The organism is Halioglobus sp. HI00S01 (assembly GCF_001635445.1).
Lineage (GTDB): Bacteria > Pseudomonadota > Gammaproteobacteria > Pseudomonadales > Halieaceae > Halioglobus > Halioglobus japonicus.
The window spans coordinates 285,330-304,637 of record NZ_LWEE01000062.1; the positions used below are offsets into that span (position 1 = coordinate 285,330).

9 protein-coding genes and 13 tRNA genes are annotated in these 19,308 nt (G+C 51.3%); 18 read left to right on the forward strand and 4 right to left on the reverse strand.

Features of this window, described 5'->3' with window-relative positions; all coding sequences use genetic code 11:
• Positions 1 to 276: 276 nt before the first annotated feature.
• Together A3709_RS11770 and A3709_RS11775 are read right to left on the reverse strand one after the other, a co-directional pair.
• Entirely contained in the window at positions 277 to 4,848 is a 4,572-nt protein-coding gene (locus A3709_RS11770) for a hybrid sensor histidine kinase/response regulator (protein ID WP_231871170.1), read from the reverse strand.
• 198 nt (positions 4,849 to 5,046) lie between these two features.
• The gene (locus A3709_RS11775) at positions 5,047 to 7,386 is read right to left on the reverse strand and encodes a S8 family peptidase (protein WP_066054616.1); all 2,340 of its coding nucleotides are present in this window, start codon (positions 7,384 to 7,386) and stop codon (positions 5,047 to 5,049) included.
• A gap of 527 nt (positions 7,387 to 7,913) precedes the next feature.
• Between A3709_RS11775 and A3709_RS11780 the strand changes: the two genes are divergently transcribed.
• Positions 7,914 to 9,740 carry a DUF885 family protein gene (locus A3709_RS11780; protein ID WP_066054621.1) on the forward strand — a complete coding sequence of 609 codons (1,827 nt, stop codon included), beginning with the start codon at positions 7,914 to 7,916 and terminating at the stop codon, positions 9,738 to 9,740.
• A gap of 66 nt (positions 9,741 to 9,806) precedes the next feature.
• On the opposite strand, the gene A3709_RS23265 is transcribed toward A3709_RS11780, so the two are convergent.
• Both A3709_RS23265 and A3709_RS11790 read right to left on the reverse strand, forming a co-directional pair.
• On the reverse strand, positions 9,807 to 10,520 hold the full coding sequence (locus tag A3709_RS23265; protein ID WP_066054624.1) for a hypothetical protein: 714 nt from the start codon (positions 10,518 to 10,520) through the stop codon (positions 9,807 to 9,809).
• Positions 10,521 to 10,692: 172 nt separating this feature from the next.
• The gene (locus A3709_RS11790; RefSeq protein ID WP_156507717.1) at positions 10,693 to 11,112 is read right to left on the reverse strand and encodes a hypothetical protein; all 420 of its coding nucleotides are present in this window, start codon (positions 11,110 to 11,112) and stop codon (positions 10,693 to 10,695) included.
• Positions 11,113 to 11,883: 771 nt separating this feature from the next.
• Here A3709_RS11790 and A3709_RS11800 point away from each other — a divergent pair.
• From A3709_RS11800 to A3709_RS11880, 17 genes are all read left to right on the forward strand, one after another.
• A tRNA-Ile gene (locus A3709_RS11800) sits at positions 11,884 to 11,959 on the forward strand.
• Between the two features lie 5 nt (positions 11,960 to 11,964).
• Positions 11,965 to 12,039: transfer RNA gene (locus tag A3709_RS11805), tRNA-Phe, on the forward strand.
• A 155-nt stretch (positions 12,040 to 12,194) separates the two neighbouring features.
• A tRNA-Ser gene (locus A3709_RS23270) sits at positions 12,195 to 12,286 on the forward strand.
• 50 nt (positions 12,287 to 12,336) lie between these two features.
• Positions 12,337 to 12,422 (forward strand) — tRNA-Tyr (locus A3709_RS11810).
• Between the two features lie 6 nt (positions 12,423 to 12,428).
• Positions 12,429 to 12,505, forward strand: a tRNA-Asn gene (locus A3709_RS11815).
• Positions 12,506 to 13,021: 516 nt separating this feature from the next.
• Positions 13,022 to 13,097 (forward strand) — tRNA-Val (locus tag A3709_RS11825).
• 6 nt (positions 13,098 to 13,103) lie between these two features.
• Positions 13,104 to 13,179 (forward strand) — tRNA-Gly (locus A3709_RS11830).
• Positions 13,180 to 13,202: 23 nt separating this feature from the next.
• A tRNA-Met gene (locus A3709_RS11835) sits at positions 13,203 to 13,292 on the forward strand.
• A gap of 18 nt (positions 13,293 to 13,310) precedes the next feature.
• Positions 13,311 to 13,396: transfer RNA gene (locus A3709_RS11840), tRNA-Met, on the forward strand.
• A gap of 49 nt (positions 13,397 to 13,445) precedes the next feature.
• Positions 13,446 to 13,658 carry a hypothetical protein gene (locus A3709_RS11845; protein WP_066054633.1) on the forward strand — a complete coding sequence of 71 codons (213 nt, stop codon included), beginning with the start codon at positions 13,446 to 13,448 and terminating at the stop codon, positions 13,656 to 13,658.
• 32 nt (positions 13,659 to 13,690) lie between these two features.
• Positions 13,691 to 13,764 (forward strand) — tRNA-Glu (locus A3709_RS11850).
• Positions 13,765 to 13,774: 10 nt separating this feature from the next.
• Positions 13,775 to 13,849 (forward strand) — tRNA-Glu (locus A3709_RS11855).
• 104 nt (positions 13,850 to 13,953) lie between these two features.
• Positions 13,954 to 15,165 (forward strand): RtcB family protein, encoded by a 1,212-nt coding sequence (locus A3709_RS11860; protein ID WP_066054995.1) that lies wholly within the window; start codon positions 13,954 to 13,956, stop codon positions 15,163 to 15,165.
• 73 nt (positions 15,166 to 15,238) lie between these two features.
• Positions 15,239 to 15,314, forward strand: a tRNA-Gly gene (locus A3709_RS11865).
• Between the two features lie 66 nt (positions 15,315 to 15,380).
• Positions 15,381 to 15,472, forward strand: a tRNA-Ser gene (locus A3709_RS23275).
• Positions 15,473 to 15,955: 483 nt separating this feature from the next.
• A complete protein-coding gene (locus A3709_RS11875; protein WP_231871165.1) occupies positions 15,956 to 16,552 on the forward strand; it encodes an HNH endonuclease in 597 nt (198 codons plus the stop codon).
• Between the two features lie 278 nt (positions 16,553 to 16,830).
• The gene (locus tag A3709_RS11880) at positions 16,831 to 18,942 is read left to right on the forward strand and encodes a hypothetical protein (RefSeq protein ID WP_156507718.1); all 2,112 of its coding nucleotides are present in this window, start codon (positions 16,831 to 16,833) and stop codon (positions 18,940 to 18,942) included.
• Positions 18,943 to 19,308: the final 366 nt, after the last annotated feature.

The following is a 19,308-nucleotide window of genomic DNA, read 5'->3' on the forward strand; positions in this document are numbered from 1 at the left end:
CTCTTTTCATCGGGGGAGCGTCTCAGAATGCCCGCTAAGCGTCTTGCTGTGGGGATAAGCTCGATATGATGATCATACGGAACGCTCTCTATAGCAGTCATGGAAGCGCGTACCACAACAAGGTCATAACGAGACGATGATTCGCCTCTTGGGGCAATCACTAAACCGGCCAGATGAGCGGGGGCAGGGCACTCCACTCGCCAAATAAAGCCAGGAGCTTGAATGCCAGGAGCAGGGCTGTACTGAATGCGTATCCAGCCGTGGGGGACATCTATTTCAGTCGACAATCGACACTCCGTAAGTCTTTTCGACGGCGCCAAGATATAACTTACGACTCGCGATGACGCGCTCGGAAAGCCGGGAAATCCTTTCTAGAACCTCTTCTCGGTGCAAGTTTTCTACCCATATATCTCCGCCCGCTGGAAGCTCGACACCGCTAGCGGCAACAGCCTCAAGTTCTGCGGCGAGTGATTGGACGTGAGCCGCTCCAATTACTATGGAAGATGACTTGAGACGATGCGCTTGAAACGCTATTTCAGCGAGCATTTTATGCCACACGCCCAGATCTTCAGGTTGCTCCTTCGTCGCTTCGAGAGCTTGCTTTATCTCGCCAATGGCCGCTGTGCTGTCGTTGCTGTAGTTGCCAATAAGAGACCCCAGTAGATTATTCTGCCCGGGCATATCTAAGATCCCGCGCAGCACATCATGGTCGACACTCTCCGCATCGGGGGCAGGCGTTTCCTGGTACACGCCATCTGCGCGTTCTCGGCGATCAGTGGGGCGTTCCCATCCACTATGGGTCGCCAGCGTCTCCTCAAGCTGCTCCACAGTGAACGGCTTTGTTAAAACGCCAACCATACCCGCATCGTAGCAGCGTTCGATATCGTCATTTCCTGAGTTCGCTGTGACTGCCACGATGGGGGTCGTTACGCATCCTGTACTCTGCTGATATTCAGCGATATATCTCGCCGCCTCAAAGCCATCTACTTCAGGCATTGAGCAGTCCATCATTATAACGTCGTAGTTGTTTTCCATGGCCTTATTTATGGCTTCTTCGCCATTAGCCGCTGTGTCAACGCGGACGCCCATGCCGGCCAGCATTTCAGTCGCGAGCTTCCGATTAGTTTCTACGTCCTCAGCAAGAAGCACTCTGATTTTTTTTGCATTATTTTGTCGTGTGTCTTGATCGGCTGGAGCGCATTGAACGACGGTATTTAAATCTGCGAGCGCCTCATGTTTGCCGGGATACACCCGTTGGTTGAGCCCCAGGCACAGCCCGCTCTGAACGTCGTCAAGAACTGTTTTCAACGTAGAGGGGAATGACAGACGCAAAAACCCCACTGGCAACGTGTCTGCCCCCAGAATAAATTTGGCAGCATCAGTTGACGTTATGGTAGGTCGCTCCCCGAACGCCCACTCTCCGAAGCGTGTTTCATCTACGATCAACACCGAGCTCTCGCCAGCCGCCGCCGAATCATTCGTCTGGCTTCTGGCGGGCGTCACGCTTGCGCCAAGTCGAAGCAATTGCTCGTGGACTTGACGTGAAGCTAGGTCATCGGTGATGTCTAGAACTACAGATACACCGCTTAGACTTTTACTGGATGGCGTGTGCTCTTCCTCCCTAACGGGTTTGAGAGGGAGGATGATTTTGAATCGAGAACCTTCGCCGGTAGAACTATCTACACTTACAGATCCGCCCATTGCTTCCGCATACGCTCTCGTTATTGTTAAACCAAGGCCCGTCCCTCCGTATCGCCGAGTTGTGGATGCGTCGGCCTGCGTAAATACATCGAATATTCTAGTAATTTCACTGGGCGACATGCCAATCCCCGTATCGTTAACGCGAATTTCAAGTTGCTCGGTGTAGCTGACCGATATTTCGACTGTTCCACCATCTGGCGTGAATTTGATAGCGTTTGTTACGAGGTTGAGCACCATTTGCCTGATTTTTGCTCGGTCACCGACGAACCGATCGGGTACCCGATTATTAAGTTCGGGACCGCCATACAGCGCGACTAGCTTCTGCCGCTTCTGCATGCTGACAGATGACTCCAGAGTGATTATTTCATCGACGGTTTTGCGTAAGGAAAATGGCTTTTGCTCCACCTCGATCTTGCCCGCTTCTATCTTTGAAAAATCGAGGATTGGCTCAATAAGCTGCATCATGTCGTGGGCTGCGCTCGAAATCGTCTCTACATATTCTTCCTGCTTCGATGACAGCGGAGTGTTTGACAGCATGGATGACATGCCAACGATACCGTGCATCGGCGTTCTTATCTCGTGACTCATGGTACTGAGAAATTCCGATTTCGCTCGCCCGGCCTGCTCTGCTTTCTGAAGAGCGTCTTGCAACTCAAGCGTTCTCTCACTTACCCGCCTCTCTAATAGTTGATTGTGAGCACGCTCGTGCTGGATCTTCCTGTTCTCATGCCGCCACGCATAGATGAATAGGAGCAGCGCGCATATCGCATAAGAAATGAGCGCCGGGGTTGTCATCCACCAAGGCGGAGCCTGTACTATTTCTATCTGGCCCGGGCGAACTCCCCATATGCCGTCACTATTGCGGCCACGGAACATCAGGGTGTACTCACCAGATGGCAAGCTTGTATATTCTGCAGTTCTGTCTCCCGAAGTGGACACCCACTCTTCGTCGAAACCATCAAGCCTGTATTCGAATAGATTAAACGCTGGATTTTTGTAATCCGTTAGGCCCAGAACGAAACGAAGGGATTTTGTTCCGTGAGGAAGTACAATTTCCTGAATATTGTCTGGGGCGTAGCTACTGGAGAACGGCCTATGGTCAATCTCTACTTCAGTGATAAAGACCTGGGGCGCTGTCGAGACTTCTGCAGTCGCTCCGGGAGAAAATTTGTTAAACCCGTTAAGCCCACCAAAATAAAGCTCTCCAGACGCTGTTCTCATGCCTGCACCGGCATTAAATTCGTCGCCTTGGAGTCCGTCTGAAAACCGATAGGTACGCGTCTCTACATCCTTTGTACTAATGCGCACCAATCCTTTATTGGTACTGACCCAAATAGATCCCTCCAGGCCTTGCTGTATCGAGTAGGCAGCCAGTGACGGCAATTTGTTTCTATCATCTATATATTCGAATTCATATGCTTCCGCCTCTGGCCTGAGAACCGCTATCCCTGAGTCCTGTGTACCCAGCCAGACTGCGCCAGATGTGTCCTCCATCATTGAGAAGACCAGGCTTCTTGATAGCGGGGAGCTTTCCTTGAGAATATTTTTGAAGTTAACGACCTCCCCTGTAGTTGCTCTTTCGATGGATATACCTTCTTCAGTTCCTATCCATAGATCTCCCGAGCGCGTTTCCATCAAAGACACGACTTTATTGGACGCTATCTGTTTCACAGATGGCGAGGTGTCGAGCATGGAGAAGTCCCCCGTACTCGTGTCGAGCTTGTTGACCCCCCCTCCATAGGTTCCGATCACGACGCGTTTTTTTGAATCAATGATTATTGAGGTAATCTGGTTGCTACTAATTGAGCGCGGATTCTGATCGTCGCGTTGATACGATATGCGCTGCCTAGAGACAACGTCATATGAAACTAGGCCGTCTTCCAGTGTCCCGATATAAAGCGTATTCCCCATCGACGCCAGCGAGATGATATCGTTGGATGGCAAGCCTATAGCGCTGCCGTCGCCCTTTGTGTGTGTCGTTATCGAGTCATCAGGAGCTATCCTGCTAAGTCCGCCATTAAAAGCACCTACCCAAACTGAGCCATCGTCCATCTCAACAAACGAAGTGATTGTATTACCGGATAGGCCGCGATTTTGATCGTATATCTCGAACTGCGACTGAATGCCGGAGTTAAGCCCAACCGGCGAACCAGCCCAGAATACACCCCCCCGGTCCTGATAGATGCTGATGAATCTGTCGCTGACCATGGCTGGATTGTTTGTCTTATCGATTCGGAATGGGTCAGCCTCTAATGACCCGTCTCGAAAATAGTAAAGCCCGTCATCGGCAGCCACCCAGATATTCCCGTTAGCGTCAGTGTGGAAGTCCTCTGGATCTATCTCTGGGAAAGTCTTGATCTTTCCGGTTTGCCGGTCATATACCGCCAACCCATGATTCTTGGTGGCGATCCACGCTAGCCCATCCTGGGCGATATCGATATCCCGCATTTCGTCGCTGGGCAGCCCATTGTTTGACGTCGTGTTGATGGCGTCTGCTGTCCCTTGCTGATAGTCGTAGGTGATGACGCCGGCAGACTCCGTCGCTATCCAGACCAGCCCAGCATCTGAGACCTTTATTTTCTTAATCGGAGACCCTTCAATACCCACGATTTTTTTCGCGCCAAAATGCTCGAACTTCATTTCATCGGCGTTCAATCTCGAAATACTTCCGGCCCGATAACCCAGCCAAATACCACCATCAGGACCGATGTCCATTGCGGTTATTTCGTCATGCTTTGGTGTCTGAGACGGCCTTTGCCTGTCAGCCCGGATCGTTCTAAAGGTTTTAGTGTTATCGTCGAACAGGGCAACTCCAGCCCCAATTGTAGCCACCCAGATTCGGCCTGAGAAATCTTCAACTATGCGGCTTATGTCATTAGATTGAAGCGAGCCTGCTTCGTGAGTGCGCGAGAATATTTCTACATCATACCCGTCGTATCTATTAAGCCCTTCCTGAGTAACAAACCACATTTGTCCGGTAGAGTCCTGGAGTGACTGCAGAACCGTTGCTTGACTGAGTTGGTTGCTGACCTCACTTTCAACAAACCTATAAGTGTGGCTTGCAGCAGCTGCTTGCCAAGATTGCATGGCGATGAATACGAGCAGTACTTGGACTGCAATGCGGCTCACCGTCCATAGTTTGACCATCGAGTTCACATCTGCCTCTCATTTAATACAAAGGGGTTTTACGTCATTCTAAGTGGATACCACTTATACTCTTTGACTGCAAATGATGGGTGTAATAAAAATTAAACTGGGCGGGAAATCACAAAAATAGGTAGGCAAGCAAACACACCGGGCAATAAAAAGGCCGGCAGAGCCGGCCTGGTGATGAGCAGTACATAATTACTCGTTTATCACCCACTTGGAAACTGACATAGGCGTGTTTGCCATGTCTACACTACCCTGCGGGGCAGATCTCTTCCAAAAGAAGGCTCGACGAAAGAAAAAAGCATTTGTATCGAGCTCGCTTGAATCCGACAGGGCGTAGGCGCGTTTAAAAAAGTAAGCGTTGCTAGCGGGCTCGCCGCTAGACTCATACTTCCATGTGCTAGCGTCTTCGTCATAATAAACATCTGTCGAGATATACTCATCAATGTCCAGAATCGCCTTACCGGAGTTGCTAACGAGCGCCTCGTATTCTACGCCTAATTCATCAAACGTAGAGCGTCTGAAAAAGTAAGCGTCCGTCTCTAAGGACGTGATGTCCCTACGCCAGAAAAAGGCGCGTCTGAAGAAGTAAGCCGATGTGTCTGCTTCTGAGCCGATAGCCCCTACAAGGGCGCTATTGGCCAATGAATCATCTACACCATGGCGCCAAAAATGAGCCATCCGCCAAAAGTATGCCGAAGTGTCTGCATCTGATTCTTGATCCCACGTATATGCGCCACCATCCCCTACTAAGCCAAAATTGCCGTTTTCATCGATATCGGCTGGCCCGTAGTAGTGCTCTTCTCCGTTGATATCTTTCTCGATATTCATTCCTGACTCGCCACAAAATGGGTCTTCCACCTCGATCGCAGCTACAGCATCGACGTATCCATACCCTTGCGAGAAGATGCTGAATTTCATGTCTCCGTCTTGCGTAAGCGCGGTTCTAGCAGAGCTAGTGATAGCGCATTTCACTTGGTCGGGCGTATAGTGAGGGTGCTCCTGCCTAATGAGTGCAGCAATCCCCGCCACAATCGCAGAGCTCTGCGAAGTGCCACTCATAATGAATCGCTTGCCCGCGTTTTGATACTCGGGGTACTGTTGCGGCAGCCTTGCGGACGAGTCGACGAGACCTATGATGTGACCGCCAGGAGCAACAATTTCTGGCTTTATGAAGCCGTCGTGCGTGGGACCGGCAGATGAAAATGTCGTTACGACGTCATCAGTTTTGTCACCTGGCGTGTAATTGTCTGTCACAGCTCCGACCGAAATAACATATGGGACGTTAGCGGGCACGCCTATAGTCATGTTGTCTGGACCCTCGTTGCCGGCCGCAGTGATCACAACAATGCCGTCACGCCACGCCTTCATCACCGCGATGTTTATCGGATCTTCCCAGTAATGACTCTGAACCTCAGCACCAAACGAGAGATTTAGAACATCTATGCCGTGATAGTCTTTGTTATCTACGACGTATTGAATGGCAGACAAGACGTCCAAGTAGCTTCCCTTTCCGTCAGCATCGAATGCTTTAATCGGGATGAGATTTACGTCAGGGGCGACACCTTGAAACCCGCCGCTAGCGGCAGGTTTGCTGTTCACGATCACCGACGAAACATGTGTGCCATGACCGTTCTGGTCGTGAACATCCAGCCCTGACTCACCGGTAAGCGCATTAAACCCGTCGACCAGCCTGCGCTCACCGCGGGTGTTCTTTTTGATAGACGAACGAGTCGAAAGCCCGGTATCCACAACGGCTACGGTGACTCCATACCCCGTGATACCCCGCTCATGCAGCGTTTGTGCGCCCACCTCTGCGGGATAATAGGTATCGTCTTTCTGCGATGAGTATCCAGCTACTAATCGAGCCTCGCAGCCCTCTTCGAACCCGATTTCAAAACCTATATCGCCTTGTGTGACCGCTATATCTTCGTTGACAAACTTGAGCTTCACTTTTGCAGACGCAGACGGAGGAATTGCCTGTGCATCGCTTATACCTGCAGCAAGGTAGCCGGCGGATTGACTTGATACGTCAACTGGCAGTCCATCAATCTTGAGTGATTTGAGCTCCCCGTATTCATGGGGCCACGAGATATCGGCTGTTCTCGGAGTAGACTCGACAGAGCCGCGATTGTATATGTCGAATGCGAGCTTACGTGAGTTTTGTTTGGCCACCTGGTCGGTAACCACGCGGCAGTTAGCTGAGCCACTTGTAGCAATCTCTGCATCCTTGGATAAGCGTATCCCTGCGACGTCTCGGAGCACGCCCTCCTGCGATCGTGTCAGCAGGGCCCCAACGCCGTCGACGATTGGCAGCTCGTGTGTCACGACTCCGCCGACCTTTCTCACGGCTGCGCTCGCGTCATGGTATGTTTTAGCCCTGACAAGCCACCGCGATGTTTCTACCTCACTTATAGCGGTACTTAGCCGAACTTGAACGCTATTAGGGGCGGCGCTAGTGCCTCCCCAAACGAGTCCGGCAAGTACGGGTATCGACGTCAGGAAAATATACTTTTTATCCCAGGTTCTTTTCATAAAACTCTCCACGCGCTGCTGCTTTTTGTAATTTCGTTGTGACACTTTGTATTGCTGGCTCCTTTTTTTATTTCATCTGAGGAGGCACACGAATACCCCAGCTAGGGCATCAACAAGAGCATCTAGGTCTCAGTGATTGCATGGTCTGTGCGAGTATTGGAGAAATCTATATAAAAGTGTTTTTTTAGGCGGTTACATTGACGCCAGGCATTGGTCGGCAAGAAGAAATTTGCAGAGCGCGATCTTTGGTGCGCCAAATTACCGTTTATTCTCAATGGTTTACGGAGACTATCTATATCCGTGATGATGTCCACATTGGGCATCACTGTGATAGATGTGTTTTTCTAGTTTTCCGAAAAACGCTTCTGGCAGGGGCTTCAGCCCAGATCTTGCTGGAGAATTGGCTGTTACCCATTCGGGTCAATGCGCGTTAACTCGCTGTTTTTTGCCCAATTAAGCTGGTTTTCTTGTGCGTTTTACCTATTCAGTGCAGTATCGTGATGAATGCCTGAACTTCTACGCTACCAATGTACTCGTCACAAACGCAGGAAGCACTGATAATTGCACTTGCTCGAACAATAAGAAGCCTTACGCCAGCACTCTCTTTATCGATCCTCTCGACGAATGTCGCTCATTCTGACACAAGGTTTGCTGAAGCCTTTGACGATTTGGTGGAGAGCTATCAGAACGAGATTTTTGAGCTCAGGCCGCTCGACGCAACCTATGCAGGTAAACCAGAGTTTAACAATAAGTTTGAGATAGGTATCTCACCGGAAGTTCGTCAACGTACAATCGTGTTGGAGTCGAAATACCTTAAAGAGGTGGGGGCCATCATGGACTCAAACCTCTCGTTCGAAGATAGCTTTAGGGCACAAGAGTTCGCCTTTTATCGTAGCAGGGGGCTAGAGGGACTCAATTATCCGGACCACCTGATGCCACTGCAACTTTTCTTCGGAGTGCCTCAAGAGCTCGCTCACCTTGCAAGCACAACAGATGCTCAGCCATTCAGCACTGTAGACGACTACATTGACTGGGCAGAGCGCCTAAGACTCTCGGCTTCGTGGTACGAACAGGCCACCGCTAACTACAAGCTGGGCTTGGGGTCGGGGATTACGCAACCACAGATTGTAGCCGTAAAGGTTACGGAGGCGCTTGAGTCTATCTTTCCTAATGACTTCGTCGACTCCCCGTTTTATATGCCGATTTTGAACCTCCCAGCTGACTTTTCACTAAGCGATAGAGAGTTGATAACGGATCTATACGCCGAGATATACAACGACGTGCTGATGCCGGCTGTGAACAATCTCACTACGTATTTAAGAACGACCTACATCAAGCAGACTAGAACATCTATCGGACTTAGTGAGGTTGATGGTGGAGTAGGGTGGTATACCTTCTTGGTTGCTGCGTCGACGGGGACACAACTGTCCCCGCAGGAGATACATGACATAGGTCTCAGCGAGGTAAAGCGACTAACATCAGAAATGTCTGCGTTGCTGGCGGCTCAGTATGGTGAGCTACAGTTTATAGAGCAAATTTCCATCGCTCGCGAAAGGCTACCCTTCTATAAGACAGAAAAGGGAATGATCGATGACTATCGCGTAGCTATGGCAAAGTACTACGAAAACTTAGCATCAGTCTTTGTGTTAGAACATATATCTCTGCCAAACGTGAGCCTGATCCCAGCCCAATTTAGCTCGACAGCTCCTGCTGCGGTGTACAGACCTGATTTCGATAGGAGTGATGGCGTTGACACGGCTGCTTTTTACCTAAACCCTAGCATCAGCCTTCCCATTCACCAGCGAGATTCTCTGATTCTCCACGAGACGATTCCAGGCCATCACCTTCAAAGCAGTACTGATCCAGCCTGGAGTGGGGATGATCAGTACTACGGTCTAGAAAGCAGCGTAGCCTTTACCGAGGGGTGGGCGATGTATGCAGAAGGGTTTGGTAAGGAAGCTGGGGCCTACAACTCTTGGGAACAAAATTTCGGCAGACTAGAGTCTCTCGCTTTCAGGGCCGTTAGGCTAGTAGTAGACACCGGCATACACTCGAAAAAATGGTCCTACTCTAAAGCTGTCAATTACATGCTGGAAAATACGGCTCTATCAAAAGAGGACGTAGAGAATGAGGTGCTCAGGTACATAGCAGATCCTGCTCAAGCGCTTAGCTATTATATGGGTATGATGGAATTTCAGGCCCAAAGGCGCCGAGCGACAGACGCATTGGGCAAGCGCTTCGATATCAAGTCTTTTCACTCTGATCTTTTAAAATATGGAAACGTTCCATTGCCGTTAGTTTCGGATATAGTTCACCACCACATAGTGACGTCATCACCGGCGGGCAACCCTTAATAGACGGGGACAAAAAAACCCGCCGAAGCGGGTTCATTGGTGCGTTCTTTTTAATGCGGAATTAGCCTACCGTTTGTTAGAAGGCTTCCGCTTGGCTTGAGCTTTACGCTTCGCTACCGTCTTCTTAGGTGCGGCCTTTTTGGCGGCTACTTTTTTCTTCGCTACCGTCTTCTTAGGTGCGGCCTTTTTGGCGGCTACTTTTTTCTTCGCTACCGTCTTCTTAGGTGCGGCCTTTTTAGCGGCTACTTTTTTCTTCGCTACCGCCTTCTTAGGTGCGGCCTTTTTGGCGGCTACCTTTTTCTTCGCTACCGCCTTCTTAGGTGCGGCCTTTTTGGCGGCTACCTTTTTATTCTTCACGCTGCCCTTAGAGGCTTTCTTTTTATCCTGTGCCTTCTTTTTCGCATCATGCTTTTTCTGGACAGCATCTGCAGCGCTCTTGCTGGCTTTCTGTTTTTGCAAGAAAAGTCGGTAATTGCGCGTTGTTTCCTTCACAGTCTCTTCGGCACTAATTTTTGCCTTGCGGGATGCTGCAGCCTCCTTCACAAGCAGGCCAATATCCTTGAGCAACGCTTTTATTTTAGGGGTAGCTCGCTCGCCTCGTGACCTCGCCTGTGCCAGCTTGCGGTTGGCAGCATCAATCTTCTGCTTTGCTGCCTTAAGAGCCTTCGCATGATTTGTGGCCTCTCGGCGCGCGTCGCTGATAGAAAGTCGATACAGCTTGTCGATATTCTTCTCTAGCTTATCGATTTCTTTCAGACCTTTTTGTACTTCAGAGTTCATCTGTTTACCTTTCGAGGGTGGCGTTACGCCGAAGTTAGTATTTTGCTTTTCATATTTTTGTTTTTCAAGGATCGACAGAGCGCTGATCGAGTCAACTAACGTAAATTTTACCGTTTTCCGCGTCCTATCATCCTGTTTTTTAAAATATCCGGATATTTTTTAAAACCCAGGGTCATCTATTTTTATTCTTCCGCAAAAGATCTCTTATTATTTCGGTTATCTCGATCTGCTTAAACAGTCCGTCTGATGGGTCTTCGATCACGCGCCTTGTTATGGGATGTCGAAATGCCTCCCCTCTCTTCCATTTGCGCACAGTGCTTACGTCCACTGCGTGCTTTACATACTGGGCATCCTCGAAGACATAATTAACCTTAAGGAAGCCATCTTCGATCATATCCGTCACGACTACCCAAGCTTCTTTTTCGCCGCATATACCCTTAGAAACATCGATTAGGTGCCAGCTGAACAGCCTGCGCTTATCATGGTCGAACTCTACTATCGCATCGAATATCGCAAGGTCCGCTTTGCATTGCTCACCAGAAGCATATGCAGCATTCTCGACAATCTCTCGAGCTTTATCGATTGTGCGCACTGCCGCCAGGTCCTGCTTCCGAAACTTCATTAGCGTAGTTTACGTCTCTAACTGATCGTGAGCGATTCAATACTTATTGAAAACGCGTTTTTTTGTTGTTTTGTGCTTCTATTCATCTTCGACGATCCGCGCTTCCACTTTTTTTCGCTTTTTTTAAAATCACGTATTGCTATTCCATTTCTTTACGCGTACTCTTCGCCGCAATTGAACAAGGGTGACACATATGTCTTTTTCGAGTTTTAGCTTTTTACAACTCCCAGAGCGCGGCGACGTCATGCGCGGTGTGGGCGGCTATAACTTCGACAATGGGATTGGTCCCCGTACATAACGCCTCTCAGTCGTGGGAGGCAAACAGGCCTTCCGCGGTGACATGAACACCAGGAAACCCGGAAGGCCCGAATTGGACTCCGGGTTTTTTATGCCCGGCGGAAATTGGAGATAAACGTGCAGATAATTGGCAACGCAAATTGGAATCGGACGAATGTGGCAAACCGCTGCAGGGGCTCGTTCGGCCTGGCGTTTAGCCGGATGCCCAACGTGAAGAATTTTGGCGCGATTGATGCGCCAGCGCTGGAATGCCGTGGTTATAGCGATATTCAAGCCAAGGGGGAAGCAATCCCCGTATAGCAGCATGGAGTATTCCCGTGTTGCTAGGCCAACCGGGAGTACACGCAGTACGAGTGAACCCCGGTTGGAGATCCCAATCGGGGTTTTTTTTATGCCTGTCGGCTGGCCCGGAGGCAGTTATTTAACAATGTATGCAGCTTGTGTCGTCGGCTAGCTCAGTTGGTAGAGCAGGGGGCCGATAACCTCAAGGTCGCTGGTTCGATCCCAGCGCCGACGACCATTTTTCGGATGTTAGCTCAGCTGGCAGAGCGGTGGTTTGAAACACCACAGATCCTGGTTCGACCCCAGGGCATCCGACCAAATTGCGTTCCCGCCCATTGGCGCGGGGACATAAGCGAATTGTGGGCGGAACCCATATTGGTTCTGGACAGCACCCCCAAGGTTGGGCTCGTTGGAGTCCTGAATGGCAAAGCTGTTGCAGGTTCGATTCCTGCTCCGTCCATCAATTTTAGTGTGGAAGGTGTACTGCCGGGTTGGCCGGTGGCCCTGTTTCGAAAGCAGGTGATACCTGAAATGGTATGGGGTTCGATTCCTCCTCCTTCCGCCACTATTAGCCGTCCTGATGAGTCTTACAGGAGACGAAACGCTTTTAGCGTAGGCGGAGAGAACCTCTGGGAAGGATACCAGACTGTAAATCTGGGGCGTAACAGCATTGGCGGGTTCGAATCCCCCCTTCGCCACCAAACAATTCCTCTCGGGCCCTCTAGGTGAGGGCACCTGGCTGTTAACCAGGACGTGGCAGGTTCGAATCCTGCGGGGGGAGCCAAACGCGGTTTGCCATTGGTGGGCGGTATGACGAGCGAAAGGGCCCGGGCCCTACAAATACCCGGGATTATTTTGGGAACCACCCATGTAGCCGGATGGCCTTCGGGCGTACCGCTTACCGAGTTCAGTGTCGATCCGAGCTGAACGGGAATGGCTAATCGGATTGGGAAGTGTCTTTGAGGCGACGGCCTCGAAAGTCTTCCCGAAGCAACGGGGTGGACTGTTGCAATGCCTCTATTACGGGGCCGTAGCTCAATCGGGAGAGCGCCTTTTTTGCTAGCAGGAGGTTGGGGGTTCGATTCCCCCGGTTCCACCAGGTTTCGAGGAGAGAGCCGTGTTTTCTGCAGACCGGCGAAGGCGATAGCGGGAGGTAGCTGCCCCGTCTCCTCGATCTAATTTATGAGAATGGAGTAACCGACATGGAGGTCATGGAGTTTTTGATGGAGGAGGCGGTTTGGAAAGCAGCCAGCGTTGCGGCTTATGCTGGATACGCTCGCTTCCGCCGGATGTTTAACAGGGGTGAATAGCTCAATCGGGAGAGCGCCTGTCTTACACGCAGGAGGTCGTTGGTTCGATCCCAACTTCACCCACCAACTTACGCGTGTATAGCTCAGCTGGTAGAGCGCGACGTTGCCAACGTCGAGGTCGCGGGTTCAATCCCCGCTACACGCTCCAACTTTGGAGAAACGCGATTTTATTGAGGGATGGGGGGAGCGGCCGAACCCACCGGACTCATAATCCGGCCCGTGTTACGCGGATCGCCAGTTCGAATCTGGCTCCCTCAACCAAACGCTGGCATTTATTGCCGCGGGGTATGCAAGTGGTCAAAGCGACTGGGCTCATAACCCAGTGCCATTCGGCTTCGCGGGTTCGAGCCCCGCCCCCGCAACCACATTCATTTTCGCCCTACATGCGGGCCACAACCTAGAGGAGGAGGAAGCATGAAGTTGACTGATCTGATCAAAGACCAGACCGCGTGGTTCGTAGAATTTCATTCAGGGACGATGTTTTACGAACTGAGCGGAAGCGGCTTTCGCTTCGCGGTACCGGTTGATGAGCTCCAGGGTGCATCTGTAGGAGCCACCGAGAAAGCATCTGTCTTTCTCAAGTGGATCAAACGCGCGCACAAGCAAATTAACCGGTCTCAAGGATGAGACACAGCCCCGGTGTGTCCGGGGCACCCAATGTCCCCTTCGTCTAGTGGCAGGACTCCAGGTTTTCGCTCTGGCAGCACCGGTTCGAGTCCGGTAGGGGATACCACCTTTTCAATGTCCCTGTCGTCTAGTGGTCAGGATTTCGGGTTCTCAGCCCGAAGACACCGGTTCGAATCCGGTCAGGGATACCAAATTTCGAAAGGGCTCTGGTGGGGTATGAGTTCCAGAGGTACGTAGGTGCGAGGAAGGGGCTCCTATATCTGCGCCAGCGCTCTGCAACATGGAGTGGAATAGCATGAACAAGCAAAACTACACATACGAGAAACGCCAGGACTCAGTTGTCGGCGTTAAAAGCTGGACCGGTGGTGTACCCGTGGAACCACAGGCCAATAACCAACTGCACAATCTGGCGAAAATGCCGTTCGTGTTCAAGCACGTAGCCGCAATGCCTGATGTGCACTTCGGACGCGGTGCGACTGTGGGGTCAGTCTTCGCCACCAAGGGTGCTGTGATACCTGCGGCTGTCGGGGTGGACATTGGGTGCGGAATGATGGCAGCTAAGACCACTATACGGGCGGATCAGTTGCCAGACAGTTTGCGAGATATTCGCTTGCGACTTGAGGCGGCGATTCCGGTGGGTCAGGCAAGTTACGACCGCCCGGTGGTTCGCAAGACTGCTCACGACAAGTATGTAACTGGCTTGGAGCGGGTAACTGCTCGACACGGCGATCTCGCAAAGCGAATTGCCCGGCACGGAAAGCTGGCTCACCAGATCGGAACTCTCGGCGGAGGTAATCACTTCATTGAGGTCTGCCTGGATGAGAATCAGGATGTCTGGGTTATGTTGCATTCGGGGTCGCGTGGTACCGGGAACATCGTTGGCAACTACTTTATCGAGTTGGCGAAGCGTGAAATGGAGCGGCACTTTATACGGTTGCCGGATCAGGACCTCGCTTACCTCGTTGAGGGTAGTGAATACCGCGATGACTACATCGAAGCGATGACACTCATGCAGGATTACGCTGCTGTAAACAGGGAAACCATGTTTGCGAGGGTTGTTCAGGTGCTGACAGAGGAATTGACAGGTTTCGGTGTGACTGAGACTGCAATCAACTGTCACCACAACTACGCGACGATGGAGAACCACTTCGGCGAGAACGTTTGGGTGACACGTAAAGGCGCTGTTAGGGCCCGAGAAGGTGACCTGGGCATCATCCCGGGATCCATGGGAACTGGCTCTTTCATTGTAAGGGGCCTGGGCAACGCTGAGTCGTTCTGCAGTTGCTCGCATGGTGCTGGCCGTGTGATGTCGCGGGGTGAGGCAAAACGCCGAATCTCGGTTGAGCAGCACAAAGCCGACACCGCAGGTATCGAATGTCGTAAAGATCGAGGTGTTTTGGATGAAAGCCCGGCGGCCTACAAGAACATTGAGGACGTCATGGCGGCGCAATCCGATTTGGTTGAGGTGGTCTACCACTTGAACCAGGTGCTGAACATTAAAGGTTAATCGATGTATTGATGGGCTCTGGAGGCATGGACTCCGGAGATTGTTCGGGGCGAGGTGGGGCCTTGAACGTTAAGCAGGCATAGCTCAGCTGGTAGAGCGTTTGGCTTCCAACCAAAAGGTCGCGAGTTCGAGGCTCGCTGTCTGCTCCAAATTTCGAGTCGCTAGCTAAAGCAGACGATTTTCCGGGTTCCAGTCCCGGGCGGCTCACCAATAAAGGAAGCATGGCAGAGTCAGGGTTATTGCGGTGATTTGCTAGGTCACTAAGCGCGCAAGCGCTTCGTAGGTTCGAATCCTACTGCTTCCGCCAAATCGATTGCGGCTTGCTGTCTCCCGAGGCAGGCCGTATGTGGCGTATCGGGAAAGGGGAGTGGCATTGCTGCGGCCTCATATAAGCCTTTCTTCGTGACTGGCATCGCCAAATATCAAGGTAGGTTCCCGGATCGTGGCCGGGCAACCCCGCCAATCAACCGTGAGTGGTTTCCGCTGGTTGTAGCAGCCAGACAGGAGACAGGTTAGCTGCCTTGGTTTGTGCCTCACTCGCGTCCAATCAACCGCGGATTGTCGCCGCCGGCAAGGCGACAGGGTAGCTCCCTTGACGAGAGTCTGATCCGCGTCCAATCAACGCCCCCGTAGCTCAACTGGATAGAGTTTCTGGCTTCATACCAGACGGCTGCACGTTCAAATCGTGCCGGGGACGGGGCTTTTCTGATCTAACAGCAGCGACGTCATATTTCGCGTACGTTGTGTTTGTGCACCAAATGCATTGGTTGCAAGGTTTAAGCTGCATACATTGTTACTGACCGATTTAATTCGTGAATCAATGGTGAAGGAAATGGGAACGATTCTTCGACTTGATGTGACAGGACGGCCGCAGGGCTGGATCAGCAAGGAGGTTGCTGCGCACGCGTACGCAACGGACTCTGTGGTCTGGGGTCTTGGCGAAGACTCCATCCGCATTCGTGGCGGAATACAACGTGTGTCCGGAATCCTGTCAGAATTCAACATGCAGCCGGTGATCGCTGTGCGCGGAAAGGTTGTCGGTGATTTCACTCCGGCCCTGACGAATGCGGCTCTGTTTCGCCGTGATGGTTACACCTGCTTGTACTGTGGTGATGTTTTCCACAAGTCACAACTGACTCGCGATCATATCCATCCGCGGTCTCGAGGTGGTAAGGACACCTGGGCGAACGTGGCGACATCTTGCGGCCGATGCAATGGGCACCGAAAGGGCGACCGGCTTCTCGATGAGTGCGGGCTAGAGCTGCTGGCCGTGCCATTCACCCCAAATGAATTTGAGTGGATGTTTTTACAACGCGAAAGAGTGACTGGGGACGCTTTTGACTATCTCTCAGCGCATTTTAGCGTCAACAGAAACTGGGCGGCTTAGCTTTCCCTGAAAGCGCGGCCAAGCCGGTACCTGGAAGAGTGAGCACTACGCTATAAATCAATGTGATAGCAATTTGCTTATCCCTAAAGCTCACTGAGCGGGTACCGGTAACCCTTAACCCTGCATCGAAATGGCCAAAGCTGCTTCCCCTATTTTGTTGCGCACACACATCATTCATGGAATTAGCGTGAAAATCAGTTGCCAAATCACGTTCTAAATGCGATGTATTTATTTATGGATTCTTACTATTACGTATTTTTCTGGGTAGGTTGGCAGCGATGCAACGTAAGCACCGGTTTCGACAGATGTTTGATGTATTCGACCCTATCATTGACAGGGGGGGAAGGGATGCGGAAGACATTATAGACATTCGGAATAATGCTCTGGATTTCGCTCGTAAAACTCTGCAGCGCGAAGATCGCGCTATATGGTACTTGCGCCACGTCAAACAACTACTTGCTGGCACAATCTCTGCCGATGACAGGAGTAAGCCACTGCAGCGATGGATGGATAGAAGCCCTCTGATCGAGGGTGCACAACATCTAGAGACTCTGCGTGAGGTACAGCAGCGTGTCGCGGCCCTCAGTCACACGCTCAAGCACTACATGGATCTCCCTGTCCGTGAAATACAGGACTTTCAGTTCGGGGATGAATCCTTTGACAAAATCATTCAATCACTTGGCCGTTTTGAAGATGAGTGGAAAGCTCGTGTAGAGGATAGCAAACGCTCGCTCGCTGAGTACGGTCAGAAGATGATCGAATTCGAGGACGGCTCAGCATGGTTTGACCTGGAACGCTCTGGATGCCGCATGGAGGCCGACGCGATGGGGCATTGCGGTAATGGCTCCGGGGACTACAGCGAAACCGTGCTGTCGTATCGCAAGCCCGATCCCAATATGCCGGGCAACTGGATTCCCCACCTGACATTTATCCTCAATGTAGAGGAGGGCGCTCTCGGAGAAATGAAGGGCCGAGCCAATGATAAGCCCGCTGAGCGATATCACGATGCCATAATCGCGTTGCTTAAGGATGACAGGGTTCAACGGATTGATGGGGGCGGGTATAAGCCTCAAGCAAACTTCTCTCTCAGTGATCTGACAAAGGACCAGCAGAAAGATCTCTACGACTCCAAGAACCAGCTATTTGGCGCCGTAGAGACCTGGCGCTATGAGGACAAAAAGGTCAATCCTGACATTATCGCCAAGATGGAGCGGGAGCTGGATGTCACCCCGTCTATGAAGACGAAGAATGGGGATTACAAGGTTTTCAGTGGCGATGATGTGCTTGATTTTGCGTCCACTTTCAAACTCAAAGACCTTGCGCGTTATGCTGCGACGCTCAAGGATGGCCACTACGAAAATGAAGGTTATTACCCTGGCATCAAAGAACACTACATGGTCAACGAGGTCTGGGACGGCTTTTATGACAAAGCAGATGCACTGACGCGATTCGCGATTCGCCAAGAGCTGGAAGCAGAGTTCGGCGACGAAATTATGGATGAAGATCTCGACATGCTGGTCGGCCGGGACATCCTGCAGCTGCTTGAGCAAAATTCGGATTGTGGCGTCGCGATGGCGCTACAGAGTGCACTCAGTGATGGCGATGAAATCGGCACTTTCAATGAGCTGTATGAAGCCGGCATGAGCTGCGTTAAGGGCGTGGTGGAAGCGACCGGTTTGAAAATGGATGATGAGTTCTACTTCCAGGAGCTCAACTGGGAGATGACCGGGTCGGCCCAGCAGATGCTTGAAATTATGGATAGAGCGTCGACTGAGTATGAGCATGATTACGAGCGCGTCGACATTGACTTCATCAAGGAATTTTTAACGGATCGAGAATTTACTGAACTACCTGATCTTAATGAACCTTACAACGGTTTTTGTGGCTTTGATGAGGAGGCTGCTACCGACCGGCTTCAAGAGACCATATGGGATTATCTATCAGGCGCTGATCCAGAACTCAAAGTGCTTGAGGATGCTTCACGCCCAGCTGGGTTTTATGTTACCGAAGAAGCGGTTGAATTTGTCGCGCCGGACCCGGCTGTACGTGGCGACTCATTTTCAGTGCATGAACTGAAGGACACACTCCAGGCAATCAAATCCACTGGCAAACTTCCCGCCCCGGCGCCGGCAGACGATACCCTCGAGTTCATCAAAAACCAGTCGCTGGCGTGGGTACAGCCACATGCAGCAGGCCTTACGCATGCTGGCCGGGTGCTCGACAAAAGACTAAACGACCTATCCGCCGCGTCGAGCATCAGCCACGAGATGACTACTCATGCGGCCGATTTTCAGCAACGGATCAAAACTCTGGAGGCCAAAACAGCACTGGGCGGCGCCGATCTTGAAACGACAACTACTAGCGTTGAACCTTTACCAACACTCGGCTAATCGCAACAACTTGCTTGGCTCCAAAAGGTCATTTGCGGTATCTGTGCGCTAAACAGAAAACGATACGATCTATGCCAATGGCCACGCTCCTCCGTTTTTCGCTCTAGAAACCTTGATGACTGCCTCGCCATTACGAATATGCGATTATGAGTTAATCGCTGGATATCATCTTGAATCTACTGAAAGTCATGTTATTAATGGAGTGTTGCAGAATTGAAGGACATTGCCGGTGAGCAATACTCTCACATATATCAGGGACACCTACGCAGGGCCCTGGCCCAAGGTCTTGCGGAACAGCGCTTTCCTTTTCTGGATGGAACACATGCTTAGCGTGATGACCTCACCAGCTGACCTGCTCTCGCCCTC

What these genes read in the sequence shown, in the direction of transcription:
- A3709_RS11770 (WP_231871170.1), bottom strand. Translation starts at nt 4,848, where the DNA reads ATGGTCAAACTATGGACGGTGAGCCGCATTGCAGTCCAAGTACTGCTC.
- A3709_RS11775 (WP_066054616.1), bottom strand. Translation starts at nt 7,386, where the DNA reads ATGAAAAGAACCTGGGATAAAAAGTATATTTTCCTGACGTCGATACCC.
- A3709_RS11780 (WP_066054621.1), top strand. Translation starts at nt 7,914, where the DNA reads ATGTACTCGTCACAAACGCAGGAAGCACTGATAATTGCACTTGCTCGA.
- A3709_RS23265 (WP_066054624.1), bottom strand. Translation starts at nt 10,520, where the DNA reads ATGAACTCTGAAGTACAAAAAGGTCTGAAAGAAATCGATAAGCTAGAG.
- A3709_RS11845 (WP_066054633.1), top strand. Translation starts at nt 13,446, where the DNA reads ATGAAGTTGACTGATCTGATCAAAGACCAGACCGCGTGGTTCGTAGAA.
- A3709_RS11860 (WP_066054995.1), top strand. Translation starts at nt 13,954, where the DNA reads ATGAACAAGCAAAACTACACATACGAGAAACGCCAGGACTCAGTTGTC.
- A3709_RS11880 (WP_156507718.1), top strand. Translation starts at nt 16,831, where the DNA reads ATGCAACGTAAGCACCGGTTTCGACAGATGTTTGATGTATTCGACCCT.